This window comes from Streptomyces sp. NBC_01352, from assembly GCF_036237295.1.
In the GTDB taxonomy this organism is placed as follows: Bacteria; Actinomycetota; Actinomycetes; order Streptomycetales; family Streptomycetaceae; genus Streptomyces; species Streptomyces plumbiresistens.
In genome coordinates, this window is record NZ_CP108354.1 from 3,698,166 (window position 1) to 3,715,740 (window position 17,575).

Below are 17,575 nucleotides of genomic sequence, written 5' to 3' on the forward strand. Positions count from 1 at the left end.
GCGCCGGCCTTCACCTGCCTTTCGTGCCGTATGGCGGGTGTGCCGGGACTACTTCGCGGACTTCAGACCGAGGTTGACGAAGTCGTACATACCGCTGTAGCCGTCGGTGGTGTACACGTTCGCCACGTTGTCCGAGCGCCAGTTGATGAACTTCTCGAAGACGAAGGGCAGGTAGTACGCGCCCTCCATCACCTTGTGGTTGATCTCCGTGGCGATCTTGGTCTTGCCCGCGTCGTCCAGCGTGGTGATGTAGTCGTCGAACAGGCCGTCGATCGTCTTGTCCTTGATCAGAGCGAAGTTGTTGTTACCGCTCTCCAGGATGTACTTGCTGTCCCACAGCGGCATACCGAAGCCCTGGACGGTGGGGAAGTCCGGACCCCAGCCCATGATGATGATGCCGTAGCCCTTCTTCTTCACGTTCTCGGGGCTGCCGATGATGCCGGAGGTCTGCGAACCGTCGAACTGCTCGATCTGGGCGTTGATGCCGATCTTCTTCAGCGACGCCTGCAGGGACTGGGCGGTGGCCACCTCGACCGGCTTGTTGTTGCGGACCGCGATGGTGGTGGAGAAGCCGTTCGGCTTGCCGCAGGCCTTCAGCGCTTCCTTGGCCTTGGCGGCGTTGCCGGACTTGTTGGCGCCGGCGATCTCGTACGGGTCGTACTTCTGGCCCTCGGCGCCCGACACGGACGGCGGCAGCATGTTGGTACCGATGTCACCACCGGCGATGGGGCCACCGCGGGCGGTCTGGAGCGACACGTGGTCGGCACCGTAGATCACGGCCTTGCGGCACTCGGCGTTGTCGAACGGCGCCACGCTCTGCGGGAAGGTCGCGTAGCGGATGTAGCCGGAGACCGGGTTGTCCAGGTTGGCCTTGTGCTCCTTCAGGGCGGTGGTGCGGCCCTGCGGCGACATGCCGGTCTGGTTGATGTCGAGGTCCAGGTCACCGTTGAGCAGACGCTGGTCCAGCTGGTTGGCGTCCGAGAAGAACTGGACGGTGATCTTGTCCGGGTAGGCCTTGCGGACCGGGTCCGAGGCCTGCTTCCACTCGGTGTTGCGGACCAGCGTGATGTCCTTGCCCGGGCTGTACGACTGGAACTTGTACGGGCCGGAGGAGAACGGGTGCAGACCGTACTTGGACTTGGTGTCCTTGTCCTGGCGGACCGGGGACGCGGAGATCAGACCCAGCATCTCCTCGAAGTCCGAGTTGGCGACCGGCAGCTTGAAGACGACGGTCTTGTCGTCCGGCGTCTCGATCGCCTTCAGGCCCAGCTTGTCCGGGGAGGTGTCCTTGTACGGGCCCTTGTACTCGCCCTTCGGGTCGAGCACGTCCTTCAGGTAGACCGGACCGCCGGACAGCACGTCCTGCGCCCACACACGCTCGATGCCGTACTTCACGTCCTTGGACGTGATCGGCTTGCCGTCCTCCCACGTGACACCGTCACGCAGGGTGTACGTGTAGGTCTTGCCGTCGTCCGTGACCTTGGCGAGACCGGTGGCGAGGTCCGGGGTCAGCTCGGCGCCGGCCTTTCCGGGCTCCGTCTTGTTCGTGACGAGCTGGCGGCTGTAGTAGCGCGCGAAGTTCCACATGAAGCCGTAGTAACCGCGCGTGGTGTCCCACGAGTCGGCATCCTGGGCGCCACCGAACTTCAGCGTGCCGCCCTTCTTGGCGGCAGAGGCCTGGGCGACCTTGTTGTTCGCGGCGTCGAAGCCGGCGGCACCGGTGCTCGAGCCGCCGTTGTCGCCGTCGTCTCCACCGCCGCCGCACGCCGCCGTGGTCAGCAGCGCGGCGACCGCGGCGACAGCGGCAAACGCCTGCTTCCGCCGCCCTGAGGTGCGTTGGGTAGTCACGATCTCGGATCCTCCGGATTTGATGAGAGACCCCGTGTGAGTGCCACGGGACAGTTGGGGTGCTTCGCCTGGACGGTTCAGCCGGTTCAACGGGAGGCCTTCGGGTCCAGAGCGTCCCGGACGCCGTCGCCGAAGAGATTGAAGGCCAGCACGGTGATGAAGATCGCCACGCCCGGGACCACCATGTACATGGGGTCGGACTCGTAGTAGTCGATCGCACTCGAGAGCATCTGCCCCCAGGAGGCGGTGGGCGGCTTGACGCCCACGCCCAGGAAGCTGAGGGCCGCCTCGGTGAGGATGTTGGTGGGGATCATCATCGTCGTGTACACGACGATCGGGGCGACGAGGTTGGGCAGCAGTTCCTTGAACAGGATGTACAGCCGCCCCGCGCCCAGCGATCGGGCGGCCTCCACGTACTCGCGCTCACGCAGCGAGAGTGTCTGGCCGCGCACCACGCGTCCGATGTAGGGCCAGCCGAAGAAGCCGATGACGAGGATCATCACGAAGACGCGCACGCTCGAACCGGTGAGCCCCAGCATGTCGCTCGGCATGACGGAGACCAGCGCGATGATGAACAGCAGCTGCGGGAAGGCGAGCAGACCGTCCATCACCCGGCTGATCGCGGAGTCGACCCAGCCGCCGAAGAACCCGGCGAGGATGCCCAGCAGCGTTCCGAGGATCACGGCGACCAGGGCCGACAGGAAGCCCACCAGCAGGGAGATCCGGGCGCCGTAGAGGATGCGGGCGAGGATGTCGCGGCCGTTGACCGGCTCGACGCCGAGCAGGTGGTCGCCGCTGATGCCGCCCAGGGAGCCCGTGGGCGTGCCGAAGAGCGGGTCGATGAGGTTCTCGTGGTACTCGTTCGGGTCCTGCCCCAGGAGGCTCGTGATGACCGGGGCGAGCAGCGCGATCACCACCAGGAAGAGCACCACGGCGCCGCCCGTGAGAGCCAGCTTGTCCCGCTTCAGGCGCTCCCAGGCGATCCGGCCCAGGGAACGCCCCTGTACGGCCTTCGCATCGGCGCTGACCAGCGCCGCTTCTTCGGCCGCACTCGGGGCCGCTTCCGCGGTCGGCTCGTGCAATGGTGCCGTCATCTGGCAGGGACCCCTCTCAACCGGCGGTAGCCGGCCCGCACTTGCCGCTGTGGCGGCATTGATTCAGTCCGTCGTACACAGGGACGAAAGGCCCCTGGTGCGGGAGTCTTCAACGCTTTGGCGATCTGTTGCCAGACTTGACGGTGAAAGGATGCATAAACGTGATGCGACCCAGAGGGTTCCGTTATCCGGACGGCGGGTAACGCGGGGCGGACGCAGGCCAGTTGGGGCATTGGGGACAAAGAGGGACGATTCACCCAGTTCTACGCGCGAAGACGGGGAAGGCGGGCCCGGCCGCCGGAGCCGGAGAGGAGTTCGGTCAGTAGCCGCCGCGGGCCGGCGGATAGCCGTAACCGGCCACCGGAGCCTGAGCCGAGGAGGGGGCCGGGGCGGACGCCGCATGGGCCTCGCGGTCGTAGAAGGGGCGGGCGCTCGCCCGCATCCACAGCGCCACCGGGTCGTACTCGTCGGACATCGCCACGGTCGACACCGGCAGCCCGTCCGGGACCGCGCCGATCGTCTGCTGCATCATCGCGCGCACCGAGTCGACGGCCGGCGGGCTGGTGTCGTACACGTCGAGTCCGATGGCGAGGTACGGCGCCCCGAGCGCGGGCTGCACCCAGGCGCGGCGCAACGCCCGGACGGCCGGGGTGCGGTGGGCGTTCTGCGCGAGCAGGGCGTAGAACTGCGGGATCTCGATGCCGGGCTCGGACAGCCGCAGGGGTCCGGCGGGCTGGCGCTCCAGGCCGGTGGCGATGCGGCGCAGATCGAGCCAGGGGATGCCGACGCCGCCGCCGGGAGCGTGCGGATTCAGCCAGAGGCCGTAGTGGTCGGGGTACAGGGTGCGGGCGACGTCGATACCGTCGACGACCTCATAGGAGCGGTTCCAGCCGCTGGCCGAGAGTTCCTGGGCCGAGGTCACGCACGGTGCGTAGCCGTACCCGTCGACCTCCATGTTTCCGTACTGGGCGTCCGGGGAGCCCGCCTGGCCGTGCCACAGCAGCATCCAGACCTGGCCGGAGGAGGGGGTCGCGAGCGCGCGCAGGAGTGCCTCGTAGGCGTCGTAGCGCCCGGGCGTCACCTGGCGCAGCATGTGCTCGACCTGCCCGGCCGCGATGCCGCTGGCGCTCACCTGTACCGCCCCTTCATGAAGTTGCCTCGGATATGAAACCAGCTTATGTGGAGCTGCCGACAGCAACCGCCCAAGAGGTCGGCGTTGCTAGTGGCCCTGCTGATAGAAGGGCCGGACCTGCTCGCGCATCCAGTGGCCCACCGGGTCGTCCGCCACGTCCAGGAGGACCAGGTTGACCGGCCAGGGGGCCGGGGCGCGGCCCAGGGCCGCGGCCAGGGCGTCCATGGGGGCCGTGCGCAGGTCGGGGGCGTCCCATTGGGAGAGCTCCACGCCCACGAACATCACCGGGTTCGCCGTCTCGATGGCGGCCAGGCAGCGGCGGGCCGTGAGGACGACGCCGATGGCCGCGAACTCGGCCGAGGCCGCGGCGAGGAAGTCGACGGGGTCGTCCTGCCAGTCGGGCTCGTAGAGCTTGACGCGGCCGCCGCTCGCGGGGCCGTCCAGCGGGGTACGGCCGGTGCGGCAGAGGTCGGCCACGGCGGGCGGGGGCAGCGGGACGCCGACCGTGCCGTCCGGGTTCACGGCGATGCCGACCTGCGGGGGCAGCCCGCGGGCGAACTCCACCGCGGGCGCGATGGTGTACGACATGTGCGAGCCGACGACCTGGCGGAACTGCTCCTCGGAGCTGAACACCGGGACGTAGGCCTGGCCGTCGATCTCCAGCGTGGGCAGGTCGAGCGGGCCGCTGTGCGGGCCGCCGCCGCTGGGCAGCGGGATCCACACGAAGCTGCGGCCGAGCACCTCGACGATCCGCCCGCCGGCCCCGGGGATGCCGAGGGAGGCGGAGAGCACCTCCTCCAGCTCGTTGCCGGGCCATCCGCCGTGCGAATGGGCGTGCGCCTGTGCCGGGAACTGCGAGAAGCCCGCTGGGAGATCCGCCGGGAAGTCCATCTGCTGTCTACCGCCTGCCGAGTACCGCTGCTGTGGCTGAAAAGGCTAACGGGTGCGGGCGGGCCGGGAGTCGGCCCGTCACAGCAATCCGGCCCCGGGCCGTGAAACCGACCCGCCTCAGCCCGTGAAGCCGATCCGCCTCAGGACGTTCGCCGCGTCCCGGTCGATCAGGACCGCCGAGCCGCAGCCCGGCGGCAGGTCGCCCTGCTCCACGGAGCTGATCAGGCGCGCGGCCGCGCCGCGGTGGCGCAGGAACGCGTACCGCGAGACGCCGCGGCCGCGTTCGCGCTGGCCGGCCAGGGCCGTGCCGGGGGCGACGTCGAGCAGCAGCAGGTGCAGGGTGCCGCCCCGACGGCGGGCCTCGCGGGCCAGCCAGCCGCGCACCCAGGCCTGCGTACCGCAGTCGTGCACGACGACGCCCTCGCCGGAGCGCAGGGCGCGGCGCAGTCCGGCGTAGTGCGCGACGCGGACGAGCGGGCGGTAGACCGCGTACGGCAGGAAGCGGGACAGCCTGCCGTCCCAGCGGTCGCGGGTGTCCTGGGAGTCGATCCGGGTGCCCTTGACGGTGCGCCGCATCAGCGTGGACTTGCCGCTGCCGGGCAGGCCGGTGATCACGACGAGGTCGCGGGGCCCGAAGAGCAGTGCGTGCGGGCTGTGGCCCTCGCGCTCGCGCAGGTCCCGGAAGACGGGTGCCGGGCGCGCTCCGCACGCGCCGCGGGCCGGGGCCGAGGGCTGCTCGGGCAGCGCTACGGCCGAGGTCGTGGCGTACGCAGTGGTCCTGTTCACCGTGATCGTCCTCCCCTGGGGTGGGTCACGAGTTTCCCTCCCCGTCGAGTGTAAAGAGAAGGTAATACGCGGTGTCTCGCGTTTTCATGCGCTTACTGCCACAGGCCGGTTACAGATGTGGCCCTGCCACGCGCCGACGATGCGTGCAATGATGTGCGCGCCAACTGCATACCGGCCGCTTGAATCCGCGCGGGAGAGTCCCCAGCCGTACCTCGCTGGGGCGCCGAAGGAGCAAGTCCCTCCCTTGAATCTCTCAGGTCCCCGTTACCGCGCGGGCGAGGCACATCTGAAAAGCGGGCCGCTGCGACAGTGGCTCCACCCAAGGTGCAAGTCGTGACCACCGTTTCGCGGGGTCACGTCGAACCTCTCAGGTTCCGATGACAGATGGGGAGGAACGACCTCGCCGTCATGCCTTGGGAGACGACCGTCCGATGAGCAGCACCGCACCCCGTCACACCGCGCTCGATGCCCTGCATCGTTCGCTCGGCGCGACGATGACCGACTTCGCCGGCTGGGACATGCCCCTGCGCTACGGCTCCGAACGCGACGAGCACCAGGCCGTACGCACCCGCGCCGGGCTCTTCGACCTCTCGCACATGGGCGAGATCACGGTGACCGGGCCGCAGGCCGCGCAGCTCCTGAACTACGCGCTGGTCGGCAACATCGCGTCCGTCGGTGTCGGCCGCGCCCGCTACACCATGATCTGCCGCGAGGACGGCGGCATCCTCGACGACCTGATCGTCTACCGGCTGGCCGACACCGAGGCCGGGTCTGCTCACTACATGGTCGTCGCCAACGCCTCCAACGCCCAGGTGGTGCTGGACGCGCTCGTGGAGCGTTCGTCCGGCTTCGACGCCGAGGTGCGCGACGACCGGGACGCGTACGCGCTGATCGCCGTGCAGGGTCCGGAGTCGCCGGGGGTGCTGAAGTCCCTCACCGACGCCGACCTGGACGGCCTGAAGTACTACGCCGGCCTGCCCGGCACCGTCGCCGGCGTCCCGGCACTGATCGCCCGCACCGGCTACACCGGCGAGGACGGCTTCGAGCTGTTCGTGGCGCCTTCCGACGCGGAGCAGCTGTGGCAGGCCCTGACCGAGGCGGGCAAGGACGTCGGCCTCGTCCCCTGCGGGCTGTCCTGCCGCGACACGCTCCGCCTGGAGGCGGGCATGCCGCTGTACGGGCACGAGCTGTCGACGTCGTTGACCCCCTTCGACGCCGGCCTCGGGCGCGTCGTGAAGTTCGAGAAGGAGGGCGACTTCGTGGGGCGCGAGGCGCTCACCGAGGCCGCCGCCCGCGCGGAGACCAACCCCCCGCGCGTCCTCGTCGGCCTGGTCGCCGAGGGGCGTCGGGTCCCGCGCGCCGGGTACGCGGTCGTCGCCGGCGGCGAGGTGATCGGCGAGGTCACCTCCGGGGCGCCCTCCCCCACGCTGGGCAAGCCGATCGCCATGGCGTACGTCGACGCCGCGCACGCGGCGCCGGGCACGCCGGGTGTCGGTGTGGACATCCGGGGCAGCCACGAGCCGTACGAGGTCGTGGCGCTGCCGTTCTACAAGCGCCAGAAGTAGAGACTCAAGCGCCACAAGTACAGACTTGAGCGGTCCGTGCGCGTGACCCTGCGCACATTTCCGCTGCTCACGTGCGATTCCAGCAGTCACCCATTCACCAGCACTCCCCCGCGTACAGGAGAATTCAGGCCATGAGCAACCCCCAGCAGCTGCGTTACAGCAAGGAGCACGAGTGGCTGTCGGCCGCCGCGGACGGCGTCTCGACGGTCGGCATCACGGAGCACGCGGCCAACGCGCTCGGCGATGTCGTGTTCGTCCAGCTTCCGGAGGTCGGTGCCACGGTGACCGCGGGCGAGACCTGCGGCGAGCTGGAGTCGACCAAGTCGGTCTCCGACCTGTACGCCCCGGTGTCCGGTGAGGTCACCGAGGTGAACGAGGACGTGGTGAACGACCCGTCGCTGGTGAACTCCGCGCCCTTCGAGGGCGGCTGGCTGTTCAAGGTACGCGTCACGGACGAGCCGGCCGACCTACTCTCCGCCGACGAGTACACCGCCTTTTCCGCCGGCTGAGGAGTCGTACACCCGATGTCCGTTCTGAACACGCCCCTGCACGAGCTCGACCCGGAGATCGCCGCCGCGGTCGACGCCGAGGTGAGCCGCCAGCAGTCCACCCTCGAGATGATCGCCTCCGAGAACTTCGCGCCGGTCGCGGTCATGGAGGCACAGGGCTCGGTCCTCACCAACAAGTACGCCGAGGGCTACCCCGGCCGCCGCTACTACGGCGGCTGCGAGCACGTCGACGTCGCCGAGCAGATCGCGATCGACCGGGTCAAGGAGCTGTTCGGCGCCGAGTACGCCAACGTCCAGCCGCACTCCGGCGCCTCCGCCAACCAGGCCGCGCTGTTCGCGCTGGCCCAGCCCGGCGACACCATCCTCGGCCTGGACCTCGCCCACGGCGGCCATCTGACCCACGGGATGCGGCTGAACTTCTCCGGCAAGCAGTTCAACGTGGTCGCGTACCACGTGGACGACGCCGGCCTGGTCGACATGGCCGAGGTCGAGCGGCTCGCCAAGGAGCACCGGCCCAAGGTGATCATCGCGGGCTGGTCGGCGTACCCGCGGCAGCTGGACTTCGCCGAGTTCCGCCGGATCGCGGACGAGGTCGAGGCGTACCTGTGGGTCGACATGGCGCACTTCGCGGGCCTGGTCGCGGCGGGCCTGCACCCGAACCCCGTCGAGTACGCCGACGTCGTCACCTCCACCACCCACAAGACGCTGGGCGGCCCGCGCGGCGGCATCATCCTGGCCAGGAAGGACTTCGCGAAGAAGCTCAACTCGTCCGTCTTCCCGGGCTTCCAGGGCGGTCCCCTGGAGCACGTGATCGCGGCCAAGGCGGTGTCCTTCAAGGTCGCGGCGAGCGAGGACTTCAAGGAGCGCCAGCGCCGTACGGTCGAGGGCGCGCGGATCCTCGCCGAGCGGCTGACGGCTCCGGACGCCCGCGAGGCCGGGGTCAACGTCCTGTCCGGCGGCACCGACGTGCACCTGATCCTGGTCGACCTGCGCGAGTCCGAGCTGGACGGGCAGCAGGCCGAGGACCGCCTCCACGAGGTCGGCATCACGGTCAACCGCAACGCCGTCCCGAACGACCCGCGTCCGCCGATGGTCACCTCGGGCCTGCGCATCGGTACGCCCGCCCTCGCGACCCGCGGCTTCACGGCCGAGGACTTCGCGGAGGTCGCGGATGTCATCGCTCAGGCGCTGAAGCCGTCCTACGACGTGGAGTCGCTGAAGACCCGGGTCAGGGCCCTGGCCGACAAGCACCCGCTGTACCCCGGTCTGAACAAGTAGTTCCTTTTTGTGGCGTGCCCCGCACACTCGACAGTGCGGGGCACCCGCCCCCTGCACCACCCGTATTGAGGAGTTCCCGTGGCCATCTCGGTCTTCGACCTGTTCTCGATCGGCATCGGCCCGTCCAGCTCCCACACGGTCGGCCCGATGCGCGCGGCCCGCATGTTCGCCCGCCGCCTGCGCAACGAGGCCCTGCTGGAGTCGGTCGCGTCCATACGGACCGAGCTCTACGGCTCCCTCGGCGCGACCGGCCACGGGCACGGCACGCCCAAGGCGGTGCTGCTCGGCCTGGAGGGCGACTCGCCGCGCACGGTGGACGTGGAGAAGGCCGACCAACGGGTGGAGGACATCAAGGCCGCGAGGCTGCTGCGGCTCCTCGGCGAGCACGAGATCGCCTTCGACTTCGACAAGGACCTCGTCCTCCACCGCCGTAAGACCCTGCCCTACCACGCGAACGGCATGACCCTGTGGGCGTACGACGCCTCCGGGGCGGAGCTGCTCACCAAGACGTACTACTCGGTGGGCGGCGGCTTCGTCGTCGACGAGGACGCGATGGGCGCGGACCGCATCAAACTCGACGACACCGTCCTCAAGTACCCCTTCCGCACCGGCGACGAACTGCTGCGCCTGACGCAGGAGACCGGCCTGTCGATCTCCGCGCTGATGCTGGAGAACGAGCGCGCCTGGCGCACGGAGGAGGAGATCCGCGCGGGTCTCCTGGAGATCTGGCGGGTGATGCAGGCGTGCGTCTCGCGCGGCATGGCCCGCGAGGGCATCCTGCCGGGCGGGCTGAAGGTCCGCCGCAGGGCCGCCATGTCGGCCCGCCAACTCCGGGCGGAGGGCGACCCGTTGGCACACGCGATGGAGTGGATCACGCTCTACGCGATGGCGGTGAACGAGGAGAACGCGGCGGGCGGGCGCGTGGTGACCGCGCCGACGAACGGAGCGGCTGGCATCATCCCCGCGGTGCTGCACTATTACATCAACTTCGTGCCCGGCGCCGACGAGGACGGCGTGGTCCGCTTCATGCTCGCCGCCGGCGCGATCGGCATGCTCTTCAAGGAGAACGCCTCCATCTCCGGCGCCGAGGTCGGCTGCCAGGGCGAGGTCGGCTCGGCCTGTTCGATGGCGGCGGGCGCCCTCGCCGAAGTCCTCGGCGGCTCCCCCGAGCAGGTCGAGAACGCCGCCGAGATCGGCATGGAACACAACCTCGGCCTCACCTGCGACCCGGTCGGCGGCCTGGTCCAGATCCCGTGCATCGAGCGCAACGGCATGGCCGCGGTGAAGGCGGTCACGGCGGCGCGGATGGCGATGCGCGGGGACGGCACGCACAAGGTGTCCCTGGACAAGGTCATCAAGACGATGAAGGAGACCGGGGCGGACATGTCGGTGAAGTACAAGGAGACGGCTCGGGGCGGGCTGGCGGTCAACATCATCGAGTGCTGAGGACGCGCTGACTCATCCGTGGAATTCGCCCATGGACACATCCCAGCGGAACTCGTACCAGTACGCGCCCTCTTGATAGGCGGGGGCGTCGATCTCGCAGATCGTCTCCTGCACCCGCTGGGCACCGGCCTCCCACTCCTCGTAGTCCGAATCCTCCGAGTAGTAGGGGAAGATCTCCGCCAGCCGTCTGACGCAGTCCACGAAGAGCCCGAGCGACGTGTTGACCGGTGTCACGTCATCGGGCTCGATACCGGACACGACCTCGCCGGACTCCTCGTCCACGAAGACGGAAACCGCCACGCCGATGGGCCCGGCGGAACCGATCGTCCCGAAACGGAGCAACGACCGTCCCGCATCGGACGAAACGCGCTCGGCCACGTCTAGGGCCCGATACGCGAAGAATTCATCCGGAACGATCAATTCGGATTCACCGCCTTCGACGGGAATTCCAACCAGGTCGATATCCAAGGGGACCACCAAAGCGGAGAAGGGTAAGGCGATGCCGCTCGACATCCACGTCGAGCGGCATCATTAAAGCACGGTGGACCAGGCGAGTCCATCTGTCAGTTGAACAGCTTCTTCACCGCATCGGCCAGTTCCTTGTTGGATTTGGCCCGTCCGGCGTCACCGATTCCGTTCCAGTCGAAGGACCAACTGATGTTCTTCACTCCGGCGGCTCGGAGTTTACTCATGCATTTATGCCCGGTGTCACACGGCTCCCGCTCCGAATAGGCAGCCACGATCTTCCGGTCGCCCGCTCGGTTGAGCAGGTACTCCTCGGAATGCAGGGTACTGTCGGCGTGCGCGACGAGCGTGGTCCCGTCGTCCAGGAGTGCCGAGGCATAATTGCCGTTCTTCTTCTTGTCGATCAGGCGTTGCAGTTGTACGGCCTTGCTCAGATGACCCTCACCGTACGGAATCTTCCCCACCAGCTCGATCGCCTCACCGATCATTTCGGCGGCGCGCTTGGCATCCTTCCCTTCACCGAGAAGTTTTCCAAGTTTTCCGAGCTTTCCGGCCGGGAGGAATCCGGCGATCAGCCATCCACAGGATCCGGCTTCGAGTTCAGCGCAACCCTCGATGTCCTCGAGGTCGGGAGCCAGGGCATTCTTCCAGGCGTTGTAATTCTCCTTGAACCCGCACTTGAGGTCCCAGAATCCGCATTCGGTGTGCCAGAGCTCGTCCCAGCCGCATTTCAGGTCCCAGAAACCGCAGCCCTTCGCGACCGGAGTGTCGTATTCGACGCTGGCGCCCGTGCTCTCGTCCGCGGTGGGTTCCGTGGTGTCGTGGCTGGAGCCGTCGTACTTGCTGGAGGCCGGGTCGTTCTCGGGCTTGTACGTCCCGTACGTGCCGTTGCTGCCCGAGCAGTAGTGCGGGTAGCAGGACTCGAGGCCGGTGGGGTCGAACTGGGTCACCGGCGTGTTGTTGGCGTAGCTGTAGCCGTTGAGGGACTGGTGCTGGTCGACGGTGAGCAATGGGTCGACGCTGATGAAACGGCCGATCGACGGATCGTACTCGCGGGCGCCGATGTGGGTGAGCCCGGTGTCGTCGTCCGCGGTCTTGCCCAGGAAGGACTTGTCGTCCATCCATGTCCCGGTGCCGCCCTCCCGGCTCTCCCCGAAGGGCGTGAGGTACCGCTTGGTGACGGCCAGGTCGGTGGAGGTGACGGCCAGCGTGGACGTGCCGTGCGTGTCACCGGCGAGGAACGAGAGGGTCTCCGCGCCGGATTCGTTGCTGCGGACGGCGATGGTCGAACTGCCCGCGGTGTAGTAGCGCTGACCCCAGATGTCACCGTTCGCCGCGTTGTGGTGGACCTCCGTGGCGCCCAGGTACAGGATGCTCTCGCCCTGCGTGTTGCGGCGGATCAGCAGGTTGCCCTCGGCGTCGTAGACGTACTCCGTGGTGCCGGAGGCCGCGCCCGTGCCGGACTCGGTGACCGTGGCCGGCTTACCCTCGCTGTTCCAGGTCAGGGTCTGGGTCGCGGTGCCGTCCGGACGCGTCTTGGTGGCGCCGATCTCGTTGTAGTCGTACTCCTGGCCGGCCGTGAGGCAGTCGCCGCTCGTCGTGGTCGCCTTGAGGGCGTGCGGGCGGTCCGCCGCATAGCAGTACCTCTGGGCGGCCGTGCCGCCGGCGGTGTGCTCGGTCTCGGTGGTGCGCAGGCCGGCGTCGTTGTAGGTGTACGACGTCCAGTACGGCGAGGCCCCGTCGAGGTTGGCCGTGGTACGCCCGGCCGCGGAGCAGTCGGCCGTCTTCGGGGTCCAGGCCTCGGTGAGGCGGCGGTAACCGTCGTAGGCGAAGCACTGGTTGTCCGCCTCGCCGGCGCCGCCCAGCGTGGTCGGGTCGGAGATGGACAGGACGTTGCCGGCGTCGTCGTAGCCGTACCGCAGGTCCTGGAGCATGTAGGCGTGCCGGGTGGTCGTCACGTGCGACTCGGTGAGCCGGCCGGTGCCCTCCTCCCAGGTGTTGCTGACGTACGCCTTCGGAGTGCCGGCCGCGGCCGACGCGCCGAGCGTGAGCTGCTCGACCTCGCCGCGCGCCGAGTAGGAGGCGCCGAGCAGGTAGCCGGACGTGCCGGACACGGTCTTGGGCAGGGCGGCGTCGGTGTAGGTGGTCGAGATGTACTCGTCGTCCAGACCGCCCGCGGCGGGTTCATAGGTGGAGGCCACCGTGCCGTCGACGTTGTAGTCCGTCTTGAAGGTCAGCGTGGCGGACGGGACCGCGCCGGAGGTGACCAGCGGGTCGTCGGACGGCAGGGTGAAGGAGGTCTCCGTGGTGCGGTACAGGCTGTCGTAGGAGACGACCGCGTCCTTGTAGGCGTCACCGGCGGTACCGCCCACGTAGCGGGTGGTGGAGTCCAACTGGCCCTTGGCCGCGGTGTCGTAGGCGTACGCGACCAGTTTGTTCGCGTCCGTCTTCGAGGTCTCCCACACCGCGGTGCTCCGGCCGATGGCGTCATAGCCGTACAGCAGCTTCGTGCCGCGCTGGTCGACGGTGGTGTCCTGCTGGTCGAGCGGGGTGTAGGTGGTGGCGGTCGTGCCGGTGTCGGGGTCGGTCGCGGAGGTCTGGCGGCCGAACAGGTCGTAGCCGGAGGACCACTGCTCGCCGTCCGGGCCGGTGACCGTCTTCAGCAGGCCGTCCCGGTTGTACTTGTAGGCGGTCGAGGTGTACGTGCTGCCCGACGGCGAGGTGCCCGCGTACTCGCGGCGCTCGGTCGTCCTGCCCTGGGCGTCGGTGAAGACCCGGGTCGCCGAGCCGCCCTCCACGGCCGAGGTGGCCGTCGAGTCACCGGTGTAGGAGGTCGTGCTGGACCACTGCGCCACGCCGCCGATCAGGAACGTGGACCTGGTCGCCCGTCCGGCGCCGTCGTAGACGGTCTCGGTCTGGCTGGGCGACTCGCCGTACTCGGCCCGCGTGTAGGTGGAGGTGGGCTTGCTGGTGGTGTCGTAGATGTCCGCGTGCGTCTCGTACACCAGGCCGCGGGTGTCGTAGCGGGTGTCGGTGAGCAGGCGGCCGGCGGTCGCCGCCGGGGACTGGGTCTGGAGTTGGCGCAGCAGGGCGTCGTAGATCGTGTACGTGGTGTCGTACGAAGTGCCGTCCGCCTTCAGGGTGGAGGTCGAGGTCCACGGCGCGGTGTCGTTGGTGACCGAGTACGCGAACGTGGTGTTGGCGCTCTGACCCGCGTCCTTGGAGCGGTTCGGCTTCCAGACGGCGGTCAGGCGGCCCAGCGCGTCGTAGGTCAGGTCCGTCTTCTTCAGGTTGGCGTCGTAGAGCCTGACCGGGAGCGCGGTGGCCGGGTCCGCGTAGGTGAAGGTGGAATGGCCGGCCGCGTTGGTGACCTTGGTGCGCGTCAACGGGCCCGCCACGGTGGGGGTGTAGACGGTGGTCGTGGTGTTGTTGGCCGCGTCCCTGACGGTCAGGACCCGGCCGAGGACGTCGTAGGTCGCCTTCGACGTGGTCTGCCAACTCGTGGGGCGGCGTTCGCCGTTGGTGACCGAGGCCGGGTAGGCCGTGGCACGGCCCGTCCAGCCGGCCTCGCCCTTGGTCGGTGTCTGGGACTCCGTCCAGGCCGTGGCCGTGGTGGTGTCGTAGACGGTCGCCTTGTCGGACAGGACATCGCCTCGGGTGTCGCTGTTCGTGGGCAGCGACAGGTCCGCCTCGGCGGCGGAGCAGACCCGGCCGACCGTACGGGTGCGGGAGACCAGGGAGTTGATGCCGACCGAGTTGTTGCGCGCGTACCAGGTGCGGGTGCAGGTCTGGTCGTCGTCGACGGCCGTGTCGCCGTTGTCCTGGACCGTGACCGCCATGCCGTAGTCGTCGTACGTCGTCTCCGAGGAGGCGGTCCGCCAGCTCGACGTGCCCGTCAGGTAGGTGTGCGTGGAGGTCTTCTGCGTGCGGACGAAGTAGGCCTCGGTGTCCGCGTAACTCTTGTGCTGCGTGGCGGTCTTGTACTTCCACGGGGTGTGCACCGCGACGGAGACCGGGGTGTCACCGTCGTACGTGATCTGCTCACGCAGGAAACCGGCGTAGGGGTCGGAGTCCGTGATGTCGGCGACCGTGAGTCCGGTGAACTCGATGCCCCCCTCGGTCACCGTCCTGGTACCCGAGGACGTCTTGTCGCCGTCCATGCCCTGGAGGTAGAGGGACACGGTCTTGGATTGTGTGAGGTCCGAACTGCCCGTGTACGCCGTCACCTTGCGGTAGCCACGCCACTGCGACCAGGTGCGCTCGTCCGACGGCGTCAGCGGGTCGTCGTTGTAGTGCCAGGCCGGCCCGGAGTACGTGTACGAGTTGTAGACCGCCTCGTTCTTGCCCGTCGGGTCCGCGGTGAACACCGCGGTGACCTTGTATTTGTGGAACCAGTCGACCGACGCGTCGGTCGCGCCGTTGATGTGCCAGTACTGCGGGTAGCAGGACAGACTGTTGTCGTCCTCGGCGGCCGGCATGTGGGAACCGCGTACGCACTCCGGCTCCGAGATCGTCACGTCCGTGATCGCCCCGGTCTCCGAGGTGACCGTCTCGATGCGCGGCCGGGTCAGCGGCATGATGTCGTCGGTGGCGTCGACCCGGTTCTCCCGCATCTGGTACGTGAAGGTGATGGGGTCGAGGGAGATGTCGTCGCCGTTTTTGCCCGTGTGCGTCAGTGACTTGAGGACGAGGGTCTGGTCGGATGTGTCGCCGATGTCGCCGCCGTCCAGGAACTGCTGGGTCAGCTTCCAGGAGTCCACCGCGGTGTAGGCGCTGCTCGACGCCGACCAGGCGTGGGTGTCGATGCCCGTGAGGCGCTTGCGGGTGAAGAAGGTGGGAGAGGCGTTCGTCTCGCAGTCGGCGTCCGCTGCGCAGATCGCGTCGAAGGGGACGTCCGGCCAGCTGTCGGAGGTGGCGTCGGTCAGCTCGGAGCAGTCGGCGGCCGTGCAGCGCTCGCTGTAGTCGAAGGTGACCTTGTCGGAGGCGTCCGCCGTGAACAGGGTGTCCTTGTTCTGCCCGTACAGGATCTTCGTCAGGTAACCGCCGCGCGTGTAGGTGGCGGTGGCGGTCGAAGCGCCGTTCTTGGCATAGGAGTTGGACTCCTTGGTGTACCAGTACGACATCGCGTTGCCGTGCGTGTCCTCGACGTAGTCGAGATTCCACCGCCAGGCCTGCGTGCAGGAAGCGGACGCGAACGTCGCGTTGTAGCACGGCTCGCCGGAGTCGTCGCCGAACACCGGGACCGTCCACGCCGAGTTGGTGCGCTCGGTCCCCGCACCGTTCAGCTTGTTCAGACCGAACACGTACTTGGTACCGTCACCGGTCACCACGGTCCAGTACTCACCGTTGTCGTCACCGTTGTCGGCGCCGGTGGAGTGCGTGACGGTGGAGGCGTCGTCGTTCTTCAGCCGCCACACACCGCTGGTGTCGTCCTTGACCAGCTCCGACGACTGGCCGTTGAGCACCAGCGAGGCGTTCTCGTACTTCCAGCACGAGTCGTACTTCCCGTCGTGCCCGTCGTCCTCACAACTGCCGTAACTTCGCTCGACGTAGGACGACGTCAGGTCGAATCCCTCACCGACCTGCGTGGCCTGGTTGTTCGTGCTCGCCGTCTTGCCATCCACGCTCGCCGAGTCGTACGACAGGGTCAACGCCGGCTGGGGACCGGCGGCCGCGGGCGGCACCGCGACGTCGTACGACCAGGTGAACGAGCCCGAGGAACCGCCCGCCGACCAGGTCGAGGAGGCCGCGAGCGGGGTCGCGGTGTAGTCGCCGGAGCCGGACGCGGACTCGCCGGCCGCGGCGGTCGCGGCGAGGACGAACGTCCCGGCCGTACTCGCCTCGCGGACGAGCTGGGTGGACACCCCGCCGTTCCCGGTCAGTGCGACGGTCGCCGACAACTCCTGGGCGGCGATGTCGTTCGACGACTTCAACGGCGTCTGGGTACGGCACTTCGCCTTCTCCGGCGTGGTCAGCGCACACGCCGGCAGCTCCACCAGGCGGAGCCGGCCCGACCAGCCGCCACCGTACGCCGAGGCGAACTCACCGTAGTCCAGAGAAAGCGCGGCCTGGCCTTCGCCCGCCACGGTCAGGAGGACGCCGGTGACCCCGGCCGCCTTCGCCGCCTTCCGGGGCAGCACCTCCACCGTGGCCGTCCCGTCGACGCCGGCCTTCGGGGTGAGCGTGACGGGCAGACCGCCCGGCTCGGCCTTGGTCCGGCCGTCGGCCAGGTCCAGCGACGCCTTGCCCGCCTTCGGCCAGGACGAGGCCTGCTCCGCTCGGGCACGCTCGGCCTGTGCCTGGTTCTCGGCCCTGCTCTCAGCGACCTTCGCCCGGGCCTTCTTCGCACCGAGGCCGGTGACCTCACGGACCTTACTGACCCGCTCCTTCTGAGGGGTGGGCCGGCCCAGCGGATCCACGTCGGCGGCGAAGGCCACCGGGGTCAGCAGCGAGGCCACCAACGCGCCGGTGACGGTGATCAGTACACCTCGCCGTCTGGATGATGTGCGCATGCCATACCTCACGTCGTCGCCCCGTCGTGTCGCGTGAAAGAGATCAAGG

General features: G+C 68.6%; 11 protein-coding genes and 2 riboswitches. Of the genes, 4 read left to right on the top strand and 7 right to left on the bottom strand.

All coding sequences use genetic code 11. The annotated features are described in order from the left end of the window. Nucleotides 1–48: 48 nt before the first annotated feature. From OG252_RS17120 to OG252_RS17140, 5 genes are all read right to left on the bottom strand, one after another. Complete coding sequence (locus tag OG252_RS17120) at nt 49–1,848, bottom strand: ABC transporter substrate-binding protein (protein WP_329337031.1); 1,800 nt, start codon at nt 1,846–1,848, stop codon at nt 49–51. An 86-nt stretch (nt 1,849–1,934) separates the two neighbouring features. Continuing rightward, nucleotides 1,935–2,942: an ABC transporter permease gene (locus tag OG252_RS17125; RefSeq protein ID WP_329337033.1), complete on the bottom strand. Its 1,008-nt coding sequence runs from the start codon at nt 2,940–2,942 to the stop codon at nt 1,935–1,937. Nucleotides 2,943–3,261: 319 nt separating this feature from the next. Next, nucleotides 3,262–4,074 carry an enhanced serine sensitivity protein SseB C-terminal domain-containing protein gene (locus OG252_RS17130; RefSeq protein ID WP_266433549.1) on the bottom strand — a complete coding sequence of 271 codons (813 nt, stop codon included), beginning with the start codon at nt 4,072–4,074 and terminating at the stop codon, nt 3,262–3,264. Between the two features lie 87 nt (nt 4,075–4,161). Beyond that, nucleotides 4,162–4,965, bottom strand: coding sequence for an enhanced serine sensitivity protein SseB (locus OG252_RS17135; RefSeq protein WP_329337035.1), 804 nt, complete (start codon nt 4,963–4,965; stop codon nt 4,162–4,164). A 117-nt stretch (nt 4,966–5,082) separates the two neighbouring features. Then, nucleotides 5,083–5,757: an AAA family ATPase gene (locus tag OG252_RS17140; RefSeq protein WP_266448061.1), complete on the bottom strand. Its 675-nt coding sequence runs from the start codon at nt 5,755–5,757 to the stop codon at nt 5,083–5,085. Nucleotides 5,758–5,931: 174 nt separating this feature from the next. Then, nucleotides 5,932–6,031, top strand: a riboswitch (glycine riboswitch). Beyond that, a riboswitch (glycine riboswitch) is annotated at nt 6,032–6,145 on the top strand. It abuts the riboswitch before it with no gap. A gap of 37 nt (nt 6,146–6,182) precedes the next feature. Here OG252_RS17140 and gcvT point away from each other — a divergent pair. From gcvT to OG252_RS17160, 4 genes are all read left to right on the top strand, one after another. Beyond that, on the top strand, nt 6,183–7,316 hold the full coding sequence (gcvT, locus tag OG252_RS17145; RefSeq protein WP_266433553.1) for a glycine cleavage system aminomethyltransferase GcvT: 1,134 nt from the start codon (nt 6,183–6,185) through the stop codon (nt 7,314–7,316). A 131-nt stretch (nt 7,317–7,447) separates the two neighbouring features. Next, on the top strand, nt 7,448–7,825 hold the full coding sequence (gene gcvH / locus OG252_RS17150; protein WP_307677432.1) for a glycine cleavage system protein GcvH: 378 nt from the start codon (nt 7,448–7,450) through the stop codon (nt 7,823–7,825). A 15-nt stretch (nt 7,826–7,840) separates the two neighbouring features. Beyond that, nucleotides 7,841–9,103, top strand: coding sequence for a serine hydroxymethyltransferase (gene glyA, locus OG252_RS17155; RefSeq protein ID WP_329337039.1), 1,263 nt, complete (start codon nt 7,841–7,843; stop codon nt 9,101–9,103). A gap of 78 nt (nt 9,104–9,181) precedes the next feature. Then, nucleotides 9,182–10,549: an L-serine ammonia-lyase gene (locus tag OG252_RS17160; protein WP_266433559.1), complete on the top strand. Its 1,368-nt coding sequence runs from the start codon at nt 9,182–9,184 to the stop codon at nt 10,547–10,549. 12 nt (nt 10,550–10,561) lie between these two features. On the opposite strand, the gene OG252_RS17165 is transcribed toward OG252_RS17160, so the two are convergent. Continuing rightward, nucleotides 10,562–11,017: an SUKH-4 family immunity protein gene (locus OG252_RS17165; RefSeq protein ID WP_266433561.1), complete on the bottom strand. Its 456-nt coding sequence runs from the start codon at nt 11,015–11,017 to the stop codon at nt 10,562–10,564. Nucleotides 11,018–11,112: 95 nt separating this feature from the next. Then, nucleotides 11,113–17,526: an RHS repeat-associated core domain-containing protein gene (locus tag OG252_RS17170; protein ID WP_329337042.1), complete on the bottom strand. Its 6,414-nt coding sequence runs from the start codon at nt 17,524–17,526 to the stop codon at nt 11,113–11,115. Between the last annotated feature and the right edge of the window lie 49 nt (nt 17,527–17,575).